Below are 21,355 nucleotides of genomic sequence, written 5' to 3'. Positions count from 1 at the left end.
CACGCGGCCGGACCACGGCGACCGCCACGGCGGTCTAGGCTGCTGGCAACGAGATCGCGAGGCAGGTAGGGGGACCGTCCCGGTGAACGAGCGTGACCGCACGACCTGCCAGTGGTGCCAGGGCACCGGCTACGTGACCCGGGCGCTGGCCTACTGCTCCGGCGTGGATCCGTTCCACGGCGCTGCCGAGACCGTGCACCGCGCGGGGGAGTGCAAGCACTGCCGCGGGACCGGGGCGTACGACGCCCGGCGGGACCCCATGCTGGAGCACTGGCGCGAGGAGGAGCCGGGGGACGAGGCGTAGGCGTGGTGCGGTGCGGCCGCGGAGGTCTCAGATCGCCAGCACCGTCTTGCCCTGGGCCCGCCCCGTACGGCTTGCCGCGAGCGCCTCGGGGGCTTCCTCCAGGGAGACCTCGCGGCCCACGAGGACGGTGAGGCGGCCCGCGTCGACCTGGCCGGCGAGGATTTCCAGGAGCTGGGGGGAGGGGCGGTTGACGAAGTTGAAGCCGCGCAGGTTGTGTTCGGTCAACACGTCCGCGTCGGCGGAGCCGATGAGGGAGACGGCCGTACCGCCATCGCGGACGGTCCGGGTCAGTTCGACGAATTCAGCGGGGCCGCTGACCATGTCGATCAGGACGTCGACGCCGTCCGGGTAGGCGGCCAGGACCTGGTCGGCGATCGGTCCCGCGGTGTGGTCGAAGGTCTCCGAGGCGCCCAGGTTCCGCATCAGCTCGGCCATCGCGGGGCGGGCGGTGGCGAGCACCTCCGCGCCGCGGCCGGCCGCAATTTGGGTGACGAAGGTGCCGACCCCGCCGGTGGCGCCGGTGATCAGCACCCGTCGGCCCTCGCTGATCCGGGTCTCCTCCACCAGGTTGTACGCCGTCATCCCGGCCGTCGGTACGGCGGCGGAGGTCGCATAGGTGACGCTGCGGGCGGCCTGCGCGAGCGACTGTTCGTCGGTGACCGCCAGTTCGCAGTACGAGCCGCCGCCCCGCTCCGGCCGCTGGAACTGGCCGAAGACCGCGTCCCCGACGGTGAACCGCCGCACCCCGGTCCCCACCGCGAGCACTTCACCCGCCCCGTCCGAGCCCAGAACCAGCGGGAAGGCGACGGGGACGGAGCTGCCGAACGTGCCGTCGGCGAGCTTCCAGTCGATCGGGTTGAGTCCGGCGGCGGCCAGCCGCACCAGGACCTCGCCGGGCCCTGGCTCGGGCTGCGGCAGTTCCATGAGCTGAGGCTGTTCACCGAATGCGCTGACTGCTACGGCTCTCATGCGGCGTTCCCTTCCACCCTTCCCCGACCGGAGGCCACCGTGCTCCGACGGAGGTCACCGTTCCCCGGCCGGGGGATCACCCTGCCCCCACCGGAGGGCCGGAGTGGATCGTAAGCACGCCGGTGAGCCGGACGCGGCAGGACGAGAGGCGGTGTTCCCGAAGCAACTCGTATGGACCGGATCCGGCGCCCGTTCGACGGTGTCGGGGCGAAGCCGCCGCCGACCGCCCACAGCGGCACCACCCACGGGAGCCCGCCCGAGACCGCGAAGGCATGGGTGACGCCCAGGGAAAGACAACGGCAGGTGCTTACACCGGCGAAAGGCGTCCCTCGGGTACACATGACCCCATGCGCGTGCTGGTGGTGGAGGACGAGGAATTCCTCGCGGAAATGATCGCCGAGGGCCTGCGCCGCGACGCGATCGCGGTCGATGTCGCCCACGGCGGGCGAATGGCCCTGGAAAAGCTGCGGTTCGGCGCCTACGACGTGCTCGTCCTGGACCGCGATCTGCCCGGCCTGCACGGCGACGACGTGTGCCGCCGGGTGGTGGCGCAGGGACTGCTGACCCGGGTGCTGATGCTGACGGCGTCGGGCACCGTACGGGACCGGGTGGACGGCCTGGGACCGGGCGCCGACGACTACCTCACCAAGCCGTTCGCGTACGAGGAGCTGCTCGCCCGGGTCCTGGCGCTCGGCCGGCGGACGCGTCCCGCGCCGCCGCCGGTCATCGAACGCGGCGGGGTCAGCGTCGACACCGTCCGCCGCCTCGCCCTCCGCGACGGCCGCCCGCTCCCCCTCTCCCGCACGGAGTTCGCGGTGCTGGAGGTGCTGCTACGTGCCGAGGGCGCGGTGGTCAGCGGCGACGACCTGATCGAGGAGGTGTGGGAGGAGCAGACCAGCTACCGCACCAACGCCGTCCGGGTCACCCTCAGCAAACTGCGCGCCAAGCTGGGCGATCCGCCGGTGATCGAGACCGTGCCGGGGGCCGGGTACCGAATGGGCGGCGGGTGAGGCATTTCCCGCGCGGTTGCCGGAATGACGCGCGGGCGATGTTTCACGTGAAACACGCACGGCCGACGGTTTCACGTGAAACATCGCCCGCGCGTCACTTCGGCAACAGCCCCTTCCGCACCAGGTAGTTGTGCGCCACATCCGCCGGCAGTCGCCGCCAGCTGTCCACCTGCGCGTTCAGCTGGGCCAGGTCGGCGGTGGTCAGCACCGTGTTGAGCCGATTGAGGGCGGCCGCCGCCCGCGCGCTGCCCGCGCGGGAGCGGTTGACGAGAGGGATGACGTTGTCGGCGTTCTGGAGCTTCTTGTCGTCGGTGAGCAGCACCAGACCGAACTGGTCGAGGGTGGCGTCCGTGCTGGTGGTGAGAACCATCTGGTCCTGGCCGTTCTGGACGGCCTGCTTGGCGGGGGTGGTGCCGACGCCCTTCGGATCGACGGCGGTGACGGTGATGCCGTAGACCCTGCGCAGCCCCGGAGCGCAGAACGGACGCTGAACGCATTCATCCCCCGCCGCCAGCCGCACCGGCAGCTTGGCACGGCCCAGGTCGCTGAGGGTGGCAAGGCGGTGCCGGGCGGCGTAGGAGGCGCTCACCGCGAAGGCGTTCTGGTCGACGGCCCGGCCCGCGGGCAGCGCCGTCAGGCCGCGGGGCCCGGTCAGCTTCCGCAGCGCGGCCATCGTCACGCCGATATCCGGCGAGGCAACCGGTGCGGCGTGCGGCCCGTGTGTCTTGGCGTTGAGCCAGTCGGCGAGGGTGGCGGCGTACTCGGGGACGACATCGATCTGGCCGCTCTCCAGCGCGGGTTCGTACAGCTCGCGGTTGCCGACGGTGAGGAGGTCGGTGCGATACCCCGCATGTCCGAGCAGCGCCGCATACATCTGGGCCAGCAGCTCGCTCTCGGTGAACCCGGCCGAGCCGATGGACAGATGCCGGCTGTCCCCCGGCGAGGCGGTGATCGCGCCCCGCTTCTCCAGAGAGGGCCCGCCCGAGCAGCCGGCCAGGGCGGCGGAGCCCGCGAGGACGGCAAGGAGCGCGAGGACGGCCGGCATCGGGGCGGCGGTGCGGACCCTTGTCACCTGCCCCTCCTCACCGGATCCGCCGACGTGCCCACGGCGGGGCGCACCAACGCTGTCCCAGCTCGAACGCGGCCTCCATCAGCAGCGCGAACACCGCGACGATCACCGCCCCGGCGACCACCTGCGGGGTGCTGGCGAGATGGAACCCCGCGGTGATGATCCGGCCCAGCCCGCCGCCGCCCACCAGCGCGGCGAGCGTGGCGGTGGCCACCAGCTGGACGGCGGCGATCCGGACCCCGGTCAGGATCAGCGGGGAGGCCAGCGGCACCTCGACCCGCCACACCAGCTGCGTCCCGGTCATCCCCATCCCCCGGGCGGCCCGCACCACGTCCTGGTCCACCTCCCGCATCCCCACATACGCATTGGTCAGCAGCGGCGGAATGGCGAACAGCACGAGGGCGATGACGGTGGGCCACTGCCCGTAGCGTCCGAGGGGGGTCAGCAGAAGCAGCACCAGTACGGCGAAGGTGGGCACCGCGCGGCCGATGTTGGCAAGGTTGACGGCCAGCGCACCGCCGCGCCCGAGGTGGCCGAGAGCGAGCGCAACGGGCAGGGCGATGAGGGCGCTGAGGGCCAGGCAGGCGAACGTCAGGAACAGATGCTGTGCGAGCCGGTGCCAGACGCCGTTCTCACCGGACCAGTTGGCGGCCGTGGTCAGCCAGGACCAGACGGAGGAGAGGGTGTTCATCCCCGCCGCCCGGATGCCGTGAGCGGCCGTCGGCCGACCGCACCACCGGCCGTACGGACCCGCGGGCGAGCCGTTCGGCCGGCCCGCCGCCAGGGGGTGAGGAGCCGTTCCACGCCGAGCAGCAGCAGGTCGAAGACGACCGCGATGAGCACGCACAGCACGGACGCGGTGAGCACCTGCGCCTTGAAGAACGAGTTCATCCCGGCGTAGATGAGGTTGCCCAGCCCGCCGTAGCCGACGATGGCCCCGACGGTGGTGAGGGCGACCGCCGAGACGGTGGCGATCCGCAGCCCGGCCATCGCGGCGGGCAGCGCCAACGGCAGCTCCACGGCCAGCAGTTGCCGCATCGGCCCGTAGCCCATCCCGCGTGCCGCCTCCTTGGTCTCCACCGGGACGCCGTCCAACCCGGCGAGGAGGTTGCGGACGAGCAGGGTGAGCGAATAGAGGGCGAGGCCGATCACGACGAGGGTGGCGGAGAGGCCGTAGACCGGCAGCAGCAGGGAGAACATCGCCAGCGACGGAATCGTGTAGATCACCGTGGTGATGCCGAGCACCGGCCCCAGCGTCCAGCGCCACCGCCTGGCCAGCAGCGCCAGCGGCACGGCGATCGCCAGCCCGAGCGCCACGGAGACCACCGTCAGCTGGATGTGCTGGGCAACCGCGTCGAGCAGGATCTGCCGACGGGTGGTCAGGTACTCGCCGCAGATCCAGTCGTTATGGGCCAGGCAGTCGTCGGGCGGCGGTGCGGTCACGGTACGAGTCCATCCCGGCGAGGCCGGGGGTGTCGCGCGGACCGCGTCCGATCGGGGAGCGGGGCGGGCCCGTCGGTGCGTCCGCGGCCTTCCGCCGGCCGCAGCGCTCGCGGTACACACGCTGAGTGCACACGCCGGGTACCCGTGCCGCTACGCATGCCGGTATACACGCCATGAATACAGCAGCTGCGCAAGCTACGACGTCATCGCACCGGCCGACGCCCGCGCCGACGCCCAGGCCGCAGACGGCAAGAACGCTGAGGGCGTCAAGAAGGCCGCCTCCGGCGTCGACTGCGCCAAGGCCAAGTGCGTGGCGCTCACCTTCGACGCCGGCCCCAGCGAGAACACCAACCGGCTGCTCGACATCCTCAAGAAGGAGAAGGTGCACGCGACCTTCTTCATGGAAGAAGATCACCGGCAAGACGCCGACGCTGATGCGCCCGCCGCAGGGCCGTACCAATGAGGACGTCTCCCAGGTCAGCAAGGAGCTGGGGCTGGCGCAGGTGCTGTGGAGCGTGACGGCCAAGGACTACCAGACCACCGACTCCAAGCTGATCACCAAGCGCGTGCTGGACCAGACCGAGCGCGACGGGATCATCCTGCTGCACGACATCTACAAGGGCACCGTCCCGGCCGTCCCCGGCATCATCAAGCAGCTGAAGCAGCGCGGCTACACGATCGTGACCGTCTCCCAGCTGCTGTCCCCGGCCAAGCCGCAGCCGGGGATGGTCTACCGCCCGTAGGCGCATACGGCGAACGGCACACGGCGTGCGGCACGCGGCACACGGCGTGCGGCACGCGGCATACGGCGTGCAGCACGCAGCAACACGGCATACGAAAGGGGCGCCGGTATCGACCGGCGCCCCTTCGTCTCACTGCGGCCTCAGCCCTGCGGCTTCTCCGCCTCCACCCGCTTGCGCTCGGCCGCCCCGGGCGTCGAGACCGGCGCGTTCGACGGCGCCGCTCCCTTCCCCTGGGCCTGTCCCTTGCCCGGGGCCTGCCCGTTCGGCGGTACGGTCCCCGGCTTGTGCGGCGGCTTCGGGGCCTCGGTGTCCTGCGGGAACGTCAGCTGCTGGCTCTGCCACTCCAGGGCCGACACCACCTCGCGCCGCCAGGTCGCGAACTGGTGGCTGCCGTGCGGCAGGATGATCGAGTCGACCGTCATCGGCGGCTTGGCGGCGTGAATGAACTTCATCGTCTCGCCGTAGTCCTGCTCGCCCTTACGGCTGCTGGCCACCAGCGCGGAGATCTGCGGCGCGGGCATGTGCTTGAGCCGCCACAGCAGATCGTGCTCCCGCTGCCGCTTCGCGCCCTCGATGCCGGCACCGAAGAGGCTGCCGGTGGTGAGGTCGTCCTTGATGGAGTAGTCGCCGGAGAGCGAGACCGCCGAGGTGTAGACCTTCGGGTTGCGCATCGCCAGCTGGAGCGAGCACGAACCACCGGACGAGTACCCGAATGCACCCCATGCGCTGGGGTCGTGGCCGACCCGGTAGGCCGACTTCAACGCGTCCGGCAGATCCTTGGTGAAGAACGTCTCGGCCTTCGGCCCGCCCGGCACATCGACGCACTCGGTGTCGCGCGGCGGCGCGATCGTCGGCCGCACCATCACGATCACGGTCGGCTGCATCCGGCCCTGCGCGATCAGCTGTCCGGCGTGCTGCGGCACCTGGAGGTGCTGCGCGAGGTTCATGATGCCGCCCGGATAGCCGCTGATCACGACCATGACGGGGAACCGCTGGCGGTGGAACTGCTGCTGGAAGTACTGCGGCGGCAGATAGACGAAGCCCGGGTTGATGGCCCGGGTGCGGCGGCCGATGATCCGTACGGACTCGACCTTGCCCACCTTGCTGGCGGGGCCCTTGGGCAGTCCGGTCACCCGGTCGAGGCCCTGCGGACCGGCCGGCTGGATCAGACCGCCCTTGATGTTGCCGACCGACGCATACGTGCCGCCGTTCTGGCTCACCGAGGCCGGCGCCTCCTCGTTGTTGCCCAGCAGCTCATCCCAGCTGCCGTAGAACTCAAAGCTCGAATTCACCGCGAGGGCGAGCGCGCACACGATCGACAGCTGAGTAGCCACGATGGCGCCGAGCCGGCCCAGCACGGGCCGCACCCCATCCCGTGCCAGCCGGGGCCAGGCCCACACCGTGGCAGCCACACAGGCCAAAGCCAGCACGATCACTGTGATTTCGAGCGACTGACTGGTCAGCCCCATGCGCCCACATCTCCCGTCACCCTCGCAAGGGTTCTTGCCTACGTACCGGCCGCCTAGAGGCACAACGGGCGGCTCGGGACAATGGTCACCGGAGAAGACGGGCACACCTGCGCATCGGATACCTGAGCGACTCAGTTCTTACCTACCTCTTGCTCAACCGTTTCCGGGGCGTGATGTGTTGGCGTGGTAGAGGACGGGTCGGACCGGCGCACGGTGGGCCGACTCCGGGGGACGCTGCTGGCGGGCGCCTCCCCGCGCGGACGGAAATCGGCATGCTGTTTCGGACCGGTGGCCTGAAATCGGCGCTACTCGGAAATCGGCCGAAGTAGCCGTCCGTATACACCGATTGATCGCCGGCCACGGATCACCGCTCGCGAAGCGTTGATCACGCGCCACCGATCGCGCATGACACATCACGCATGATCAGGTGGCGCATGACGGATTGCGCATCACAGATCGGGCATGACGGTTCACGCATGACGGTTCACGCATCACTAACGGCAGACCGCGGTCCCCACACTGCGGGTCAATAACGCCGAATACCGAACAACGGCGAACGAGGTGACAACACCTTCGATTTCCCACGCCGGATGAGTCCTGTCTGCCCGACGGAACCGGAATCACGACTTCCGTCGAATGCCCGGCCGATACGATTCCGCGTAACACCGTTCGAACGGTCCAACCCTTCCGTACGCAGGGGCAATGGCCGGCCGCCTCTCCAGACCCCCAGATCGCCCGCCACACAAGGCCCGGGGTCCCACGATGAGGCCGGTGCGGGCCGCTACCCTTACGTATCCGTCCTGGTCAGGGACATGTCTGCCTTTCACGGACATGCGCCGCACCCACCACACGCAAGAGAGGTTCGCCGATGGGCATTCGGAGTCTGCTGCGCAACGCTTTCGGTCGCTCCAAGGCGGCCCGCGAAGAATCCGCCGCGGCACGGCACGGAGCCGATACGACGCCGGAATCGGCAACAATCCCGGAGGCCCGCGAGGAATCCTCCCCGTCCCCCACCGCCGAACCCGAAGTCCCCGCCGCCCGTACGGCCCCGAGCGAGACACCTGTCACGGCCACTCTTCCCGCACAGGGAAACCCTGTGGACCGGAATGTGGGGGCCACGGACGCAACGGCTTCTTCGGTGCGGGAAGAAATCGCGCCGGCCGAGGAGGCGGCAGTGGAGGCCCCTGCGGCACCGGCCCCGACGGCAGAGCCGGCAGCGAGCGCGGAGCCTTCCGTGACGGAGCCCGAGGAGCCCAAGCAGGCCGAGGAGCCCAAGCAGGCCGAGCCGACGGAGGCGCTCGCATCGGCCGAGTCCACCGACTCCACGGACACGGCGGCGGAGTCCCCCGAGGACATCTCCGCCCTGGTCAGCCGTGCTTTCGACAGCGCGCCGGCAGAGCCGGAGGCGACCGTTGAGACGACCACGGAGCCGGCCACGGAACCGACCCCGGAGACCGCCTCGGCGCCGACCGCTGAGGCGACGGCAGACACCACGGCCGACGCGACGGCAGACACCACGGCCGACCCGGAGCCCAAGCCCGCAGCCGCAGCCGAGCCCGCGGCAGAGCCCGAGCCCGTAGCGGACACCGAGCCCGCGGCCGCCCCGGAGCCGGAGCCGGAGGCCGAAGCCGCGGCCGAGCCGCAGACCACTCCCGAAGCCGAAACCGAAACCGAAGCCGCCCCCGCCACCCTCTCCCTCACGAAGGTGGAAACCACCGCCCCCGCCCTCGTCCCCCTCTACAAGGCCGCCTCCGCCACCCTGGCGAAGCACCACCTCAGCACCCAGCGCGCCGCCGTCTACCTGGTCCTCGACCGCTCCGGCTCGATGCGCAACTACTACAAGGACGGCACGGTCCAGAACCTCGCCGAACGAGCCCTCGGTCTCTCGGCCAACCTGGACGACGACGGCATCGTCCCCGTCGTCTTCTTCTCCACCGACGTCGACGGCACCGCCGACCTCGATCTGAGCAACTATGAAGGCCGCATCGAGGAGTTGCACTCCGGTCTCGGCCACATGGGGCGTACGAACTACCACTGGGCCATCAACGCCGTGGTCGAGCACTACAAGAAGTCCGGCACCACCGCCCCCGCCTTTGTCATCTTCCAGACCGACGGCGCCCCGACCTCCAAGCCGGCCGCCGAAAAGGCGCTCTGCGAGGCCGCAACGCTTCCCATTTTCTGGCAGTTCGTCGGATTCGGTGACCCGGACGCCAAGGGTTTCGACTTCCTGCGCAAGCTGGACGATCTGGCCGTTCCGGAAAAGCGCGTCATCGACAACGCCGGCTTCTTCCACGCCGGGCGCGACCCCCGCACCCTGTCCGCCGACGAGCTCTACCAGCAGCTGATGGTCGAATTCCCCGAGTGGCTCACCGAGGCCCGTACGGCCGGCGTCCTCAAGGACAACTGACCGATATCCCTCGCCCTTACGGGCCCACGTGCCGCGGCCGGATCCCCTCTCACCGGGATCCGGCCGCGGCCGTTTTCCCGGCATACGGCCGAAATCCCGCCGCCCTTGCCCACGCCGTATGGCAAGATCTCCCGGGTTCTTTCGGCCCGCCTTCCCAAAGCGCTGACGGGCGTCAAGGGCCGGAGAACATCGGCATCGCGGCACAGGACAGCGCAGCACGCGCAGCACAGCACGCGCAGCACGGAAAACGGGGGATATTCGCATGAGCATGCACCAGCCGCCGCCACCCGGCTTCGGAAACGCACCGGGCTACGGCGCACCGCCCGGAACACCCCCCGGCGCACCGCATGGAATGCCGCCCCAACCACAGGCACCCGCCCCGTACCACCCCCAGGCTTTCGGGACGCCGCAGCAGGGCCCGTACGGCTGGGGCGGTCCGGGAATGCCCCCGCCCCCGCCGAAGCGGAATGCCGGAAAAGTGTGGGGAATCATCGGGGGCATTGCCGCGGTGCTGCTGGTGGGCAGCGTGGCGTCCGTGGCCCTTTCCGCGGGCGGCGGCTCACACGGCGGCTCCGACGGGCCGAAGTACAAGGTCACGGTGCCGCAGGCGCTCGTCGGCGGCGAGTACAAACTCGCCAAGGACATATCCCAGCAGGCCGATGCCCAGGTGCCGCACGACGGAGCGGGCGCCCATGACATCAAGACGGTCGGCGGGCAGTACACAAGCGGTACGAAGGTGCTGGTCATGCTCGGCCTCTACGGCAGCATCGACGATCCCGACGTCGCGGTGGAGCACACCATTCGGGGCATGAAGAACAGCGGTTCGACGGAAGTCGCCGTTGCGGAGAAGGAGTTCACACCGAAGGGTGGCGGGGGACCGGTGACCTGCGGGGTGGACGTCCGCCGGACAAGCGGGCAGAAGATCACCATGCCTTTCTGTGTGTGGGCCGATTCCAGCACCAGTGTCAACGTCGTCGAAACCGACGCCGCGGATCTGGCGAAGGACCCGCACTCCGTCGACCTCCAGGAATTTGCCGACAAGGCGGCCACGGTCCGCACCGAGGTGAAGAAGCCCCTCGGCTGACACGACGGCTGAACGCCCTCCGCGGCCGCCACCAGGCGCTTTCGCCCCCGCCTGCCTACGCTGTTTTGAGGAAAGTGCTCCGGCCGACGACCGGCGGAGGCGGATAGCGATGAGCCAGGCGGAAAACCCTCGCCCTCTTCCGAGCTGGGCGGCGCCGCCCGATCCCCGCCGCTGGTGGGCTCTCGTCGTCATCGCGATCGCCCAGCTCATGGTCGTCCTGGACGCCACGATCGTGAATATCGCGCTTCCCTCGGCTCAGCACGATCTGGGGATATCCGATGCGAACCGGCAGTGGGTGATCACCGCTTACACGCTCGCCTTCGGCGGGCTCCTGCTGCTGGGCGGGCGCATTGCCGATCTGGTGGGGCGGAAAAGGACTTTCATGGTCGGGCTGGTCGGATTCGCCGCGGCGTCGGGACTCGGCGGCGCGGCGACCTCTGCCGGCTTGTTGTTCGGGGCGCGGGCCTTGCAGGGCGCTTTCGGGGCATTGCTGGCGCCGTCCGCGTTGTCCCTTCTGACCACGACTTTCACCAAGGGCCGGGAACGGAGCAAGGCGTTCGGCATTTACGGGGCCATTGCGGGCGGCGGCGCTGCCATCGGGCTGATCGCAGGGGGCGTTCTGACGGAGTACCTGACGTGGCGATGGTGTTTGTACGTCAACGTTCCGGTCGCCGTGATCGCCCTCGCGGGCGCCACGGTCTTTCTGCGGGACAAGCGCGAGAAGGACGGGGCCCGGCTGGATGTGGTGGGCGTACTGCTCGGTTGCGGCGGGCTCGTCGCCATTGTCTACGCGTGCAATGAGGCGGAACCGCACGGCTGGGGTGACGACCGGGTGGTCGGGCTGCTGGCGGGCGGGGTGGCGCTGCTCGCCCTTTTCGCCTGGTGGCAGACGCGGGCCCGATATCCGCTGCTGCCCCTGCACATCGTCCGCGACCGGAATCGCGGCGGGGCCTTTCTGACCATGGCGCTGACGACGATCGCCATGTTCGGAATGTTTCTGTTCATGACGTATTACCTGCAGACCGTGCTCGACTATTCGCCGGTGAAGACGGGGCTCGCCTATCTGCCGATGACGGCGGCGATCGTCATCGGCTCGACGCAGATCTCCGCCCGGCTGCTGCACCGCCTCGCACCCCGGTGGCTGATGGTCCCCGGCGCGCTGCTCGTCGCCGGCGGGCTGCACTCGCTGACGTATCTGACCGCCCGCTCCGCGTACGCCTCGCATGTCCTGCCCGCCGAACTGCTGGTCGGGCTGGGGATGGGCCTGATCTTCATGCCGGTGATGGCGACGGCCACGTTCGGGGTCGCACCGCAGGACTCCGGGGTCACCTCCGCCACGGTCAACACCTCGCAGCAGGTGGGGGGTTCGATCGGTACGGCGCTGCTCAACACGATCGCCGCCTCGACCAGTGCGACGTACCTCGCGGTCCATCTGTCACAGGCGGCGCAGCGGACCGCCGGCCGGCCCCTTCCTCCCGCAGCGCGGGGCGCGCTGGTGAAGGACGGGGTGGTGCACGGGTTCACGGTGGCGATCGGGGCGGGCTCGGCGATCATGCTGCTGGCCGCGCTGGTGGCGGGGCTGATGGTCACCGGCCGGGCCGCCAGGCCGCCCGTCTCGGCGCCGGCGCCCAGCGCCTCGGACGCCCGCCGGTGAGCGCGAGCGCCTGCCCGCACCGGATCCGCCGGAAAATGCCCGCGCGGCCCCCCACCCCAAGTCCAGTACGATATTGACGTTTGGTAAAGCAAACCCTCACTCACCGTAGCGACTTGGGAGCAGCCGGCAATGGCTCGACACCTCATCACCAGCGCCCTTCCGTATATCAACGGGATCAAGCACCTGGGCAACATGGTGGGGTCCATGCTCCCGGCCGATGTCTATTCCCGCTATCTGCGGCAGCGCGGGCACGAGGTGCTCTACATCTGCGCCACGGACGAGCACGGCACCCCGGCCGAGCTGGCCGCGAAGGAAGCCGGGCAGTCGGTCGCCGCGTTCTGCGCGGAGCAGCACGACAAGCAGAAGGCGATCTACGAGGGCTTCGGGCTGCGGTTCGACTACTTCGGGCGGAGCTCGTCGCGGGAGAACGTCGAGCTGACCCAGCGCTTCGCGCGCAAGCTGCACGAGAACGGCTTCATCGAGGAGCGGGCCATCCGGCAGGTCTACTCGATCGCCGATGAGCGCTTCCTGCCCGACCGCTACATCGTCGGTACGTGCCCGCACTGCGGCTACGACAAGGCGCGCGGCGACCAGTGCGAGAACTGCACCCGGGTGCTCGACCCGACCGATCTGATCGAGGCGCGGTCGGCGATCAGCGGCAGCGGCGAGCTGGAGGTGCGCGAGACCAAGCACCTCTTCCTGCTCCAGTCGAAGCTCCAGCACGAGGTCGAGCGGTGGATCGACGAGAGCAGCGCGGAGTGGCCGACGCTGGCCTCGTCCATCGCCCGCAAGTGGCTGACCGAGGGACTCCAGGACCGCGCCATCACCCGCGACCTGGACTGGGGCGTCCCGGTGCCGGCCGATGTGTGGCCCGAGCTGGCGGCCGACGGCAAGGTCTTCTACGTCTGGTTCGACGCCCCGATCGAGTACATCGGCGCGACGAAGGAGTGGTCGGACCAGGCGCCGGACGAGCGGGACTACACCTCGTGGTGGTACGAGGCCGATGACGTCCGGTACACGGAATTCATGGCCAAGGACAATGTGCCGTTCCACAGCGTGATGTTCCCGGCGACGCAGATCGGCACCCGGGAGCCGTGGAAGAAGGTCGACTTCCTCAAGGCCTTCAACTGGCTGAACTACTACGGCGGGAAGTTCTCCACCTCCCAGCGGCGCGGCATCTTCACCGACGCGGCGCTGGAGCTGCTGCCGGCCGACTACTGGCGCTACTTCCTGATCGCCAACGCCCCCGAGTCGGACGACACGTCCTTCACCTGGGAGCTGTTCTCCTCGTCGGTGAACAAGGACCTCGCCGACACGCTCGGGAACTTCGTCAACCGCGTCCTGTCCTTCTCCCGCAAGCGGTTCGGGGACGACGTCCCGGCGGGCGCGGAGGCCGGGGCGGCGGAGCAGAAGCTGGGCGAGGAGATCGCCGGACTGCTGGCCGAGTACGAGGGCCACATGGAGGCGCTTCAGTTCCGCAAGGCGGCCGCCTCGCTGCGCGCCCTGTGGAGCGCGGGCAACTCCTACCTTGAGGAGAAGGCCCCGTGGCTGGAGATCAAGACCGACAAGGACGCGGCGGCGCTGACGCTGCGGACGGCGATGAACCTGATCCACCTCTACTCGGTGGTCTCCGAGCCCTTCATCCCGGCCTCGGCGCAGGTGATGCGCGGGGCGTTCTCCCTGGAGAACGACACCGCGCAGTGGGTCTCCCCGGAGGAGGCGAAGGCGCTGGCCTCGGTGCCGGCCGGGACGCCCTTCACCGTGCCGCCGGTGCTCTTCGCGAAGATCAGCGAGGACGATCTGGAGTCCTACCGCGAGCGGTTCGGCGGGGACGACGAGGCGTAACAGCCGCCTCACCGACGTGAGCGACGCCCCCGGGCCGGGTTCGGTCCGGGGGCGTTCGCGTGCGCCGTGCGGGACGGCCGCCGCACGGAACGTGCCTGTTCAGGAGCTCATTTCCGTACGAGAAAGGGCCCGGAACCGTCAACCGGTCCCGGGCCCTTCCCCTTAGGTCACTTGGTCGGCTTGTACGGCGTCGGCTTCGCCGGGCCCGTACGGATGCTCAGGTGCAGCTCCTTGAGCCGGGCCTCGTCGACCTCGCTCGGGGCGCCCATCAGCAGGTCCTGGGCGTTGCCATTGAGCGGGAACGCGATGGTCTCGCGGATGTTGGGCTCGTCGGCCAGCAGCATGACGATGCGGTCGACGCCGGGGGCGATACCACCGTGCGGCGGGGCGCCGAACTTGAAGGCACGGAGCATGCCGCCGAACTCGGCCTCGACGGTCTCCTTGTCGTAGCCGGCGATCCCGAACGCCTTGTACATGACCTCGGGCTCGTGGTTACGGATCGCGCCGGAGGACAGCTCGGTGCCGTTGCAGACGATGTCGTACTGCCAGGCCAGGATGTCCAGCGGGTCCTTGGTCTCCAGCGCCTCCAGGCCGCCCTGCGGCATGGAGAACGGGTTGTGCGAGAACTCGATCGCGCCGGTGTCCGCGTTCTTCTCGAACATCGGGAAGTCGACGATCCAGCAGAAGCGGAACTCGTCGTCGACGAAGTGACCGGCGCGCTTGGCGGCCTCGACGCGGACCGCGCCCATGATCTTGGAGACCTCGTCGAAGTCGCCGGCGCCGAAGAAGACGGCGTGGCCGGGCTTGAGGTCCAGCGCGTCGACCAGCGACTTGATGTCGTCCTCGGTGAGGAACTTGGCGATCGGGCCGGTCAGCGCGCTGTCGTCGCCGACACGGACCCAGGCCAGGCCCTTGGCGCCCTGCTGGACGGCGAAGTCACCCAGCTGGTCGAAGAACTTCCGCGGCTGGCCGGCGGTGTCCGGCACGGCCAGGGCACGGACGTGCTTGCCCGCGAACGCCTTGAAGCCGGAGCCCGCGAAGACCTCGGAGACGTCCACCAGCTCCAGCTCGGCGCGCAGGTCCGGCTTGTCGGAGCCGTACTTGAGCATCGCCTCGCGGAACGGGATGCGCGGGAAGGGCGAGGTGACCTTGCGGCCGTTGCCGAACTCGGTGAACAGCTCGGTCATGAGCTGCTCGACGGGCCGGAACACGTCTTCCTGCTCGACGAAGCTCATCTCGACGTCGAGCTGGTAGAACTCGCCGGGCGAACGGTCGGCGCGGGCGTCCTCGTCGCGGAAGCAGGGCGCGATCTGGAAGTAGCGGTCGAATCCGGCGATCATCAGCAGCTGCTTGAACTGCTGGGGGGCCTGCGGCAGCGCGTAGAACTTGCCGGCGTGCAGGCGGGAGGGGACCAGGAAGTCGCGGGCGCCCTCGGGGGAGGTCGCCGACAGGATCGGCGTGGCCATCTCGTTGAAGCCGAGCGCGACCATCTTGTGGCGGATGGCGGAGATCACCGCGGTGCGCAGCATGATGTTGCGGTGCATCCGCTCGCGGCGCAGGTCGAGGAAGCGGTACTCGAGGCGCTTCTCCTCGTTGACGCCGTCGTCCGCGTTGATCGTGAAGGGGATCTGCTCGGCGGCGCCGAGGATCTCGACCTCCGTGACCTCGATCTCGACCTCGCCGGTGGGCAGCTCCGGGTTCACGTTGTCGGCGCCGCGCGAGACGACCTTGCCGTCCACGCGGACGACCGTCTCCTTCGTCAGCTTGTCCAGCGCCTCGGCGGCCGGGGTGCCGGGGCGGGCGACGAGCTGCGTGATGCCGTGGTGGTCGCGCAGATCGATGAAGAGGATGCCGCCCAGGTCACGTCGATTGTGCAGCCAGCCGCTGAGGCGGACGTCCGTGTCGACGTCCGCGGCCCGGAGCTCGCCGCAGTTATGGGACCGGTACCGATGCATCGCTCATCCAAGTCGTCGCGATCGAGGTGGGGAGTTTGTGGGAGGGCCGACCACAGGGCGCATGCAGATGCCCGGTCGCCCGCCCCGTGGATCACCCGAAAGGCCACCCCAGGATTGACATAACCGCTCCAGGTTACCGTCCCTGCCCGCCCCGCTTCATTGACATGGGCGGAACGCCGTTCTCAGGGGCGAGGCACACCGCCGCTGAGGTGAGGCGGACCGCCGCGGCTGGGACGATGGCCGGGTCCGGCTCACCGGCCGTGTCCCGCCGGGGCTCGCTGGTCGGGCTCCGCCGAACCCGCCTAAAGTGAGGCAATGCGCACCAAGGAGCTCTTGGCCGCCATCGCGACCGGCCTGTGGCGCTGGGACAACGCCTCGGGACGGGTGACGCTCGACGGCGAAGCCGCCCGGCTGCTGGGGCTGCCCGCGAAGCCCGTGGAGCTCAGTGAGGCCGCCGTACGCTCCCGTTTTCATCCCGTCGACTTCGCGGAGATCAACGGGGTGGTGCAGCTGGCGGTCTCCGAGGAGACGGTCGCCGAGGCGCGGCTGCGCATCGTGGACGAGCGGGGCCGGGTGCTGCGGATCGTGCGCACCCGCTCCCGGCCGCGGCTGGTGAACGGCGATTTCGAGCTGGTCGGCACGCTCCAGGAGGTCCCCGAGGCGCACCCCGGCTCCTCCGCCGCGCACACCCCCGTCACCGGCGACTGGCGGCGTTCGCGCGAGGCGTTCCTGCTGGACGCGGGGCGGGCACTGGCCGAGGCGCGGTCGACCGCCGAGGTGCTGCGGGTGGCGGCCGGGCTGTCCATGCCCGGCTTCATGCCGGACGGCCTGGCGGTCTTCGGCATCGAGGGTGACCGGATCTCGGTCATCGGGCATCACGGCCACGAGCCGGGCGACGAGCGGCCGTTCATGGACATGCCGCTGGCCACCGAATATCCGGCCGCCGAGGTCATCCGCACCGGCCGGGCGATCTATCTGCCCACGCCGGAGGACTACCGCCGCCGCTATCCCCGCACCTGGCCGCTGGCCGCCCCCTTCGGGCGGACCTCCTGGGCGTTTCTGCCGCTGGTGAATGCCGGGCGGACGATCGGGGCCTGGATGGCGGGGTTCGCGCAGCCGGTCACCTTCTCGCCGGACGAGCGCTCGGTGCTCACCACCGTGGCCCGGATGCTGGCGCAGGCGCTGGCCAGGGCCGGGGTGCAGGAGTCGCAGCAGGAGCTGTCGGTCGGGCTGCAACGCAGCATGATGCCGACGGTGCAGCCGGACATCCCGGGGATGTCGGTGGCGGCGCGGTATGTGCCGACCGGCGGCGGGCTGGAGGTGGGCGGCGACTGGTACGACATGATCCCGCTGCCGTCCGGGCGGACCGCGCTGGTCATCGGGGACGTCCAGGGTCATGACGTACGGGCCGCGGGGCTGATGGGACAGCTGCGGATCGCCCTGCGCGCGTACGCCTCCGAAGGACACCACCCCGATGCGGTGCTCTCCCGCGCCTCCCGCTTCCTGGCCGGGATCAACGAGACCGGGGCCCGCGGTCAGGGCGATCCGCGCTTTGCGACCTGCCTGTACATCGAGGTGGACCCGGCGACCGGGCTGCTGGACGTCGCGCGGGCCGGTCATCCCGATCCGGCGGTGCGGCTGGGCGACGGCACGCTGCTGGTGCGCCCGACCGCGGGCGGGCTGCCGCTGGGCATCGATCCGGACACCGACTACCCCACGACCAGGTTCGTGCTGGAGCCCGGCGAGACGATGCTGGTGTGCACGGACGGGCTGATCGAGACCGGCGGCCACGATCTGGAGACCGGCTGGGCGCGGCTGCGCGCGATCATCGAGGCGTACGACGGCGGGGCGGATCCCGAGGGCCTTGAGAAGATGGCCGATGCCCTGGTCCAGGCCGTCCACGGGCCGTCGTCGCACTACACCACCGGGCCGCTGGTGGACCGCCGTGAGGACGACATCGCGGTGCTGCTGCTGTATCGCGAGGGCGGCAGCTGCGGGGTGGGGGCCGGCGGCCGGATCGTGCAGCCCGTGCGGCGCGCCGTGCTGTCCGTCGCGCAGGCCGAGCCGGAGCGGATAGCGCAGGCCCGCGCCCAGATCCGGGACGTGCTGCACGACTGGGCCGATCCGGACCAGGTGGACTCGGCGGTGCTGATGGTCTCCGAGATGGTCACCAACGTCCTGATGCACACCGACGGCGATGCCCTGCTGGTCGCCGAGATCTCCGGCGAGCGGGGCGCCCGCCGCATACGGGTCGATGTTGCCGACGGCAGCGATGAGCTTCCGCACCGCCGCAGCCCCGGCGAACTGGCGTCGTCGGGGCGCGGTCTGATGCTGCTGGAGCTGCTGGCCGGGGCGTGGGGCGTGGATCCGCGTGGGGACGGCAAGTCGACGTGGTTCGAGCTCTACGAGGACGCGGGGGACGGCGGGGACGGCGGCCCGCCGCCGCTGGATCCGGGCGCGCCGGATGCCTCCGGTCCGTCCGTGCCGGAGCCCGCCGCGTAGTGCCCGCGCAGCTCGTGGAGCACACCGCAGACGGCGGCGGTCAGCGGTACGGACAGCAGCATGCCGAGGACGCCGGCGACGCTGGCACCCGCGGTGATCGCCAGCATCACGATCGCGGGGTGCATCTGGACCGTACGGCTCTGGATCATCGGTTGCAGGACATGGCCCTCCAAGACCTGCACCGCCAGGACGACGCCGAGCGTCCAGAGCGCGATCACGAAGCCCCGGTCGGCCAGTGCGACCAGGATCGCCACCGCGCCCGAGATGAAGGCGCCGAGGTAGGGGATGTAGGCGCCGACGAAGACCAGCGCGCCCAGCCCGACGGCTCCGGGCACCTGAAGGATCAGCAGTCCGATGGTGATGGCGAGGGCGTCGATCAGCGCGATGAAGGTGGTGCCGCGCATGAAGCCCTCGATGGCCTGGAAACCCCGGCGGGCCATCCGCTCCAGCTGTGGTGCGGAGCGGCCGGGCGCCCAGTCGTGCAGCGCGCCCACGGCCTTGTCCGAGTCGCGCAGGAAGAAGAACGTCAGCAGCAGGGCGAGGACGCCCGCGGCGATGGCCTGGCCGACGACGCTGAAGCCGGCCAGCAGGCCGGAGGCCGCGGTGCTGCCGAACTTGCTGACCAGGTCCTTGGCGTTGGTGGCGAGGTCGTTGAGCGAGGTCCCCGCCGTACCGAAGTAGGTGGAGAGGTCCTTGGCGGCCTGCTTGAGCGACGCGATGATCTGGTCACCGCTGTCGATCAGCGCGCTGACCACGATGTAGCCCGCGCCACCGACCACGATCATCAGAACGGCACAGGTCAGCCCGGCCGCCAGGGAACGGTTGAGCCGCATCCGCACCAGCCGCCGGTAGAGCGGCCCGAGCAAGCCGCTGCCCAGCAGCGCCAGCAGTACCGGAGTGACCGCCGCGCTCAGCTCGACGCACAGCCACACCCCGACCGCCAGCACGGACGAGACCAGCAGCCCCACCACACACCAGGCCCCGGCCCGACGGGCTTCGATGGGCAGCAGCGGCTGTTCCGCCTCAGAGTCGTTTCGCACCGGACCAGTCCACCACGCACAGCAGCCCGGACGCGGAGCCCGCGACGGGCTGGGCGATGTTTCACGTGAAACAGGGGCGGTGTTTCACGTGAAACATCGCCCCTGCCGGCTGATCTGCCGCCGTATCAGCGCGCGTCGGCGGGGATCGTCCCGAGCCTTCCGGCCTGGAAGTCCTCGAAGGCCTGGGCCAGTTCGGCGTGGGTGTTCATCACGAACGGGCCGTAGTGCATCATCGGCTCACGGATCGGAAGCCCGCCGAGCAGTACCACCTCGAAGTTCGGGCTGCGCGACTCCTGGGAGTCGTCCGCCCGGATCGTGAGCGAGTCTCCGTCACCGAACACCACCGCCTGCCCCATCCGGAACGGGCGGCCCTGTGCACCGGCCGTGCCGCGTCCGGCCAGGGCGTAGGCGAGCGCATTGAAGTCCGTGCGCCACGGCAGGGTCACCTCGGCGCCCGGGTTCACCGTCACATGCATCATCGTGATCGGCGTATGGGTGATGCCCGGCCCCTGGTGGCCGTCGATCTCACCGGCGATCAGCCGCAGCAGGGCGCCGCCGTCGGCCGAGGTCAGCAGCTTGACCTGGCCGCCGCCGATGTCCTGGTAGCGGGGGGCCATCATCTTGTCGCTCTTGGGCAGGTTCACCCACAGCTGGAGGCCGTGGAAGAGCCCGCCGGACATGACCAGGGACTCCGGCGGCGCCTCGATGTGCAGCAGGCCGGAGCCGGCCGTCATCCACTGGGTGTCGCCGCCGTTGATGACCCCGCCGCCACCGTGCGAGTCACGGTGCACAAAGGTGCCGTCGATCAGGTAGGTGACGGTCTCGAAGCCACGGTGCGGATGCCAGGGCGTGCCCTTGGGCTCTCCGGGCGCGTACTCCACCTCACCCATCTGGTCCATCATGATGAACGGGTCCAGATAGGTGTAGTCGATGCCGGCGAACGCACGACGCACCGGGAAGCCCTCGCCCTCGAATCCGCTCGGAGCGGTGGCGACGGCCAGCACGGGACGGCCCTGCGAGACGGCGGGAGCCGCCACGCGCGGCAGGGTCAGCGGATTCTCTACGGTCACTGCGGGCATGACGGCCTCCTCGGTCGTTCGCCATTCAACTTCAAATGAAGTTAGTTGAAATCTGAACAACTAGCAAGGCATGCGGCATTCCCGATCCCCGAACACGGGAGTCTGCGCAGGTCAGAAGGGTGCGAACGTCATCCGGCGGCGCGCTGGGCCGACCGCAGGGCGATGTCTCGGAGCCGTCGGCGACACGACGACATTCAGCCGTACATCCGCCGCATGGCGAAGTCGACCATCTCCTCCACTGCCTTGGCGTCGAAGACCATCCGGTGGTCGCCCTCCATGTCGAGGACGAAGCCATAGCCGGTGGGCAGCAGGTCGAGCACCTCGGCGCCGGTGATCACGAAGTACTTGGACTCCTTGCCTGCGTACCGCCGCAGCTCCTTGAGCGAGGTGAACATCGGGATCACCGGCTGCTGGGTGTTGTGCAGCGCCAGGAAGCCGGGATTGTCACCGCGCGGGCAGTAGACCTTGGATGTGGAGAAGATGCCCTGGAAGTCCTCGGCCGACATCGAGCCGGTGGTGAAGGCGCGCACCGCATCGGCGAGGGAGGGCGGGGACGGCTCGGGATACAGCGGCTGCTCGCCGTAGCCACCGGGGGCCGGATGCTGCGGCGGGGGCGGCGGGGCTCCGTACTGCTGCTGCCCGGCACCCGCATTCTGGTCGTAGCCGTACATGCGCCACAGCGTACTGAGTCCGCGCATCGCCGGGGGACGCTCGTCACAATGGGCGGAAGGGGTTGATTCTTATTACCCACCGGTAGCATCATTTGACTACTAGCCGGTATT

General features: G+C 69.8%; 16 protein-coding genes and 1 pseudogene. 8 read left to right on the top strand and 9 right to left on the bottom strand.

What is annotated here, in order from left to right; all coding sequences use genetic code 11:
- The first annotated feature begins 82 nt into the window (after window positions 1-82).
- Window positions 83-304 (top strand): hypothetical protein, encoded by a 222-nt coding sequence (locus tag SNA_RS02855; protein WP_030066354.1) that lies wholly within the window; start codon window positions 83-85, stop codon window positions 302-304.
- 27 nt (window positions 305-331) lie between these two features.
- Here SNA_RS02855 and SNA_RS02850 read toward each other — a convergent pair whose 3' ends face one another.
- Window positions 332-1,273 carry an NADP-dependent oxidoreductase gene (locus SNA_RS02850; RefSeq protein ID WP_044362923.1) on the bottom strand — a complete coding sequence of 314 codons (942 nt, stop codon included), beginning with the start codon at window positions 1,271-1,273 and terminating at the stop codon, window positions 332-334.
- A gap of 347 nt (window positions 1,274-1,620) precedes the next feature.
- Here SNA_RS02850 and SNA_RS02845 point away from each other — a divergent pair, with 347 nt between their 5' ends.
- Window positions 1,621-2,283, top strand: coding sequence for a response regulator transcription factor (locus tag SNA_RS02845; RefSeq protein WP_044362921.1), 663 nt, complete (start codon window positions 1,621-1,623; stop codon window positions 2,281-2,283).
- 94 nt (window positions 2,284-2,377) lie between these two features.
- On the opposite strand, the gene SNA_RS02840 is transcribed toward SNA_RS02845, so the two are convergent.
- From SNA_RS02840 to SNA_RS02830, 3 genes are read right to left on the bottom strand one after another with little or no spacing between them, the layout of a single operon-like run.
- On the bottom strand, window positions 2,378-3,328 hold the full coding sequence (locus SNA_RS02840; protein ID WP_030066358.1) for an ABC transporter substrate-binding protein: 951 nt from the start codon (window positions 3,326-3,328) through the stop codon (window positions 2,378-2,380).
- Window positions 3,329-3,365: 37 nt separating this feature from the next.
- On the bottom strand, window positions 3,366-4,043 hold the full coding sequence (locus tag SNA_RS02835; protein ID WP_044362918.1) for an ABC transporter permease: 678 nt from the start codon (window positions 4,041-4,043) through the stop codon (window positions 3,366-3,368).
- Window positions 4,040-4,795, bottom strand: a complete 756-nt coding sequence (locus SNA_RS02830) for an ABC transporter permease (protein WP_044362916.1) — start codon at window positions 4,793-4,795, stop codon at window positions 4,040-4,042. Before SNA_RS02830 ends, SNA_RS02835 begins: the two co-directional genes overlap by 4 nt.
- Window positions 4,796-4,916: 121 nt before the next feature.
- Here SNA_RS02830 and SNA_RS39095 point away from each other — a divergent pair.
- Window positions 4,917-5,538, top strand: a pseudogene (locus SNA_RS39095) (polysaccharide deacetylase family protein).
- A 140-nt stretch (window positions 5,539-5,678) separates the two neighbouring features.
- Here SNA_RS39095 and SNA_RS02820 read toward each other — a convergent pair.
- Entirely contained in the window at window positions 5,679-7,007 is a 1,329-nt protein-coding gene (locus SNA_RS02820) for an alpha/beta hydrolase (protein ID WP_030066359.1), read from the bottom strand.
- A 1,234-nt stretch (window positions 7,008-8,241) separates the two neighbouring features.
- Here SNA_RS02820 and SNA_RS44620 point away from each other — a divergent pair.
- The 4 genes from SNA_RS44620 (at window position 8,242) to metG (ending at window position 13,997) form a co-directional block, all read left to right on the top strand.
- The gene (locus SNA_RS44620; RefSeq protein ID WP_275041978.1) at window positions 8,242-9,414 is read left to right on the top strand and encodes a vWA domain-containing protein; all 1,173 of its coding nucleotides are present in this window, start codon (window positions 8,242-8,244) and stop codon (window positions 9,412-9,414) included.
- A 478-nt stretch (window positions 9,415-9,892) separates the two neighbouring features.
- Complete coding sequence (locus SNA_RS02810; RefSeq protein WP_030066362.1) at window positions 9,893-10,498, top strand: hypothetical protein; 606 nt, start codon at window positions 9,893-9,895, stop codon at window positions 10,496-10,498.
- Window positions 10,499-10,607: 109 nt separating this feature from the next.
- Complete coding sequence (locus SNA_RS02805; protein WP_078969621.1) at window positions 10,608-12,152, top strand: MFS transporter; 1,545 nt, start codon at window positions 10,608-10,610, stop codon at window positions 12,150-12,152.
- Window positions 12,153-12,281: 129 nt separating this feature from the next.
- Window positions 12,282-13,997, top strand: a complete 1,716-nt coding sequence (gene metG / locus SNA_RS02800; protein WP_030066365.1) for a methionine--tRNA ligase — start codon at window positions 12,282-12,284, stop codon at window positions 13,995-13,997.
- 167 nt (window positions 13,998-14,164) lie between these two features.
- Here metG and aspS read toward each other — a convergent pair whose 3' ends face one another.
- On the bottom strand, window positions 14,165-15,952 hold the full coding sequence (gene aspS / locus SNA_RS02795) for an aspartate--tRNA ligase (RefSeq protein WP_030066366.1): 1,788 nt from the start codon (window positions 15,950-15,952) through the stop codon (window positions 14,165-14,167).
- Window positions 15,953-16,267: 315 nt separating this feature from the next.
- Between aspS and SNA_RS02790 the strand changes: the two genes are divergently transcribed.
- Complete coding sequence (locus SNA_RS02790; RefSeq protein WP_037790150.1) at window positions 16,268-18,454, top strand: ATP-binding SpoIIE family protein phosphatase; 2,187 nt, start codon at window positions 16,268-16,270, stop codon at window positions 18,452-18,454.
- On the opposite strand, the gene SNA_RS02785 is transcribed toward SNA_RS02790, so the two are convergent.
- The 3 genes from SNA_RS02785 to SNA_RS02775 all read right to left on the bottom strand — a co-directional run bounded on the left by SNA_RS02785 (window position 18,355) and on the right by SNA_RS02775 (window position 21,244).
- Complete coding sequence (locus tag SNA_RS02785; RefSeq protein WP_030066368.1) at window positions 18,355-19,494, bottom strand: AI-2E family transporter; 1,140 nt, start codon at window positions 19,492-19,494, stop codon at window positions 18,355-18,357. The two genes, SNA_RS02790 and SNA_RS02785, sit on opposite strands and share 100 nt — an antisense overlap.
- A gap of 125 nt (window positions 19,495-19,619) precedes the next feature.
- A complete protein-coding gene (locus SNA_RS02780; RefSeq protein ID WP_044362913.1) occupies window positions 19,620-20,573 on the bottom strand; it encodes a pirin family protein in 954 nt (317 codons plus the stop codon).
- Window positions 20,574-20,767: 194 nt separating this feature from the next.
- Complete coding sequence (locus SNA_RS02775; protein WP_030066370.1) at window positions 20,768-21,244, bottom strand: SseB family protein; 477 nt, start codon at window positions 21,242-21,244, stop codon at window positions 20,768-20,770.
- Window positions 21,245-21,355 lie beyond the last annotated feature (111 nt).

The sequence above is a fragment of the Streptomyces natalensis ATCC 27448 genome (assembly GCF_000935125.1).
GTDB classification, from domain to species: Bacteria; Actinomycetota; Actinomycetes; order Streptomycetales; family Streptomycetaceae; genus Streptomyces; species Streptomyces natalensis.
This window is presented reverse-complemented; position numbering and strand designations above follow the sequence as displayed.

What these genes read in the sequence shown, in the direction of transcription:
- SNA_RS02850 (WP_044362923.1), bottom strand. Translation starts at nt 1,273, where the DNA reads ATGAGAGCCGTAGCAGTCAGCGCATTCGGTGAACAGCCTCAGCTCATG.
- SNA_RS02845 (WP_044362921.1), top strand. Translation starts at nt 1,621, where the DNA reads ATGCGCGTGCTGGTGGTGGAGGACGAGGAATTCCTCGCGGAAATGATC.
- SNA_RS02840 (WP_030066358.1), bottom strand. Translation starts at nt 3,328, where the DNA reads ATGCCGGCCGTCCTCGCGCTCCTTGCCGTCCTCGCGGGCTCCGCCGCC.
- SNA_RS02835 (WP_044362918.1), bottom strand. Translation starts at nt 4,043, where the DNA reads ATGAACACCCTCTCCTCCGTCTGGTCCTGGCTGACCACGGCCGCCAAC.
- SNA_RS02820 (WP_030066359.1), bottom strand. Translation starts at nt 7,007, where the DNA reads ATGGGGCTGACCAGTCAGTCGCTCGAAATCACAGTGATCGTGCTGGCT.
- SNA_RS02805 (WP_078969621.1), top strand. Translation starts at nt 10,608, where the DNA reads ATGAGCCAGGCGGAAAACCCTCGCCCTCTTCCGAGCTGGGCGGCGCCG.
- metG (WP_030066365.1), top strand. Translation starts at nt 12,282, where the DNA reads ATGGCTCGACACCTCATCACCAGCGCCCTTCCGTATATCAACGGGATC.
- aspS (WP_030066366.1), bottom strand. Translation starts at nt 15,952, where the DNA reads ATGCATCGGTACCGGTCCCATAACTGCGGCGAGCTCCGGGCCGCGGAC.
- SNA_RS02790 (WP_037790150.1), top strand. Translation starts at nt 16,268, where the DNA reads ATGCGCACCAAGGAGCTCTTGGCCGCCATCGCGACCGGCCTGTGGCGC.
- SNA_RS02780 (WP_044362913.1), bottom strand. Translation starts at nt 20,573, where the DNA reads ATGCCCGCAGTGACCGTAGAGAATCCGCTGACCCTGCCGCGCGTGGCG.
- SNA_RS02775 (WP_030066370.1), bottom strand. Translation starts at nt 21,244, where the DNA reads ATGTACGGCTACGACCAGAATGCGGGTGCCGGGCAGCAGCAGTACGGA.